This window comes from Clostridium chromiireducens, assembly GCF_002029255.1.
Lineage (GTDB): Bacteria > Bacillota > Clostridia > Clostridiales > Clostridiaceae > Clostridium > Clostridium chromiireducens.
Genome location: NZ_MZGT01000164.1, coordinates 1 through 2,145 on the forward strand (window position 1 = coordinate 1; position 2,145 = coordinate 2,145).

Here is a 2,145-nt window from a genome sequence, read left to right on the forward strand (position 1 = left end):
CTTTTGTATAGTATAATATATTCTCATAATATATAATTGTTCCTTAACATAAAATTATTTATATTAAAAATTCTGTGAATTGTCTTGCGCAAGAAAACACTAAAGCTATTTAATATATATGTTCTCATATTATTAACCTTTGTATAAATTATCCTAATCAAAGCTGAATAATTCCAATTAAATAAATAGTTGATTCTTAAGTTTAAACACTATCTTTTCATAAACCACTTTCATATGCGGTTCACTAGAATACAAATCTATTTCGTTTATAGGTATCCACTTTACACCACTATTTTCATCTGGCTTTACTGTGAGTATTTCATTTTCATCGGCCTGAAACAAAAATGCTACTGAAGCATGCAAATGTGCAGAAATATATTTTCCTCTTTTTACATGTCCGAACACTGGCAATATATCTATTGAAACAATTTCTTTGGTAATTGGGATTATATTTTTTATTCCTGTTTCCTCTCTAGCTTCATTGCTTGCAACAAGCAACAAATCTTCTTCTCCATCAGCATGACCCCCAGTCCATGCCCATGAGTTATATATATTATGATGAATCATCAGCACCTTATCCTTAGCCTTATTTACTATGAAAGCAGAACTCGTCATGTGAATAATTTCATTATCCCTGAATAACATATCATTCAATATTTTTGAATATTTTATTATTACTTCTTTATCACCCTTTTCTTGATTGTCGCAAGGAGTATAGTCTTTTATCATATCAATCCAACTCATATTTTTCACCTCCTTATTAAGCATCAGTATAATATTAATTATAACTAAATTTAAGTAGATTCGTAATATATAAATTTCTTAAATACTTTTTAATTATTTTATTATCCTTCACTTAATTTCTATATGTTCCTCCACACTAGCCTAATATATCAAATTATTTTTTTCATGACACAAAAGGATATGATAAATTACTTCATATCCTTCTAAACTTTTTATTATTAATTTAATCAAAATATAATCTGTCCCTATTACCGCTTTCTCTTTTTCTAGTTGTGCCTGCTGTACCTATGCCACCTGTTGTTCCAGTGCCAGTTCCTCCGGTTCCAAAGCCTCCGCCTGTTCCGGCTCCTGTACCCATTCCAGTTCCTCCAGTTCCAAAGCCTCCGCCTGTTCCGGCTCCTGTACCCATTCCAGTTCCTCCGGTTCCAAGGCCTCCGCCTGTTCCGGCTCCTGTACCCATTCCAGTTCCTCCAGTTCCAAAGCCTCCGCCTGTTCCGGCTCCTGTACCCATTCCAGTTCCTCCGGTTCCAAAGCCTCCGCCTGTTCCGGCTCCTGCACCTATTCCTGTTCCTCCGGTTCCAAGGCCCCCGCCTGTTCCTGTAGTTCCTGTACCCATGCTAGCACCGCCTTTGAGTAACTTAGACGCACCAGTACTTTGCCATTCTTGAACTTGATTTATAGCTTCCTGAGGTGTTCGCCCAAGACCTACAAGCACACCTAACAAAATAATTTTCTGATATATAGATTGAGGACTCATACCTTGATTTGGTTCTCTTAATCCATAAGTAACTAATGGCGTTATATATCTAATCCAATCATCTGGAGTAAATTTTGATGTATCCTGATTCTGCCTAAAACACCTATTCATAGACATATTAGAGTTATCATTCATATTATCTAAATCATCATCTGCAAATACACTAACCTCCGGAGTGTTGGAAAAAATATCCTTCATTCCGTGAAAGCTGCTAAATTCATCTGATAGGTCTCGTCCAGTATTAAGCCCATAATGTGTTCCTGATTCCAAACTAGGTTCATTACTCACATCATAAACTATCCCCTCCATAGCAACATACGCCGGATTTCCATTTTTCCAATCATACTGTTCTAATTCGTCTAATATAAATTCTTTTTGCTTTCTATAATAATTATCACCAGTTAATTCGTTGATAGTTTTAAAATCAAAATAAATAGACATATTTACCTCTCAAATATTTATACCTATAAAATGTATGCTTCTATATGTAAAAATGTTCCTATAAATTTAAATTATTTTTTTCTTTATGATTACATTATTGAAACTTCTATTTTTTATTTCAAATCAAAACTTGACTAAAATTTTTAATAATTATATATTAATATAGATATACTAAATTTGAATTATATCTATATGTTATATAC

At 33.3% G+C, this 2,145-nt stretch carries 2 protein-coding genes; both read right to left on the reverse strand.

The genetic code is table 11. The features are described 5' to 3' along the window. Nucleotides 1–177 precede the first annotated feature (177 nt). Nucleotides 178–744 (reverse strand): NUDIX hydrolase, encoded by a 567-nt coding sequence (locus CLCHR_RS24140; RefSeq protein WP_079442479.1) that lies wholly within the window; start codon nt 742–744, stop codon nt 178–180. Nucleotides 745–967: 223 nt separating this feature from the next. Continuing rightward, complete coding sequence (locus CLCHR_RS24145) at nt 968–1,942, reverse strand: cytochrome b5 domain-containing protein (protein ID WP_079442480.1); 975 nt, start codon at nt 1,940–1,942, stop codon at nt 968–970. Nucleotides 1,943–2,145: the final 203 nt, after the last annotated feature.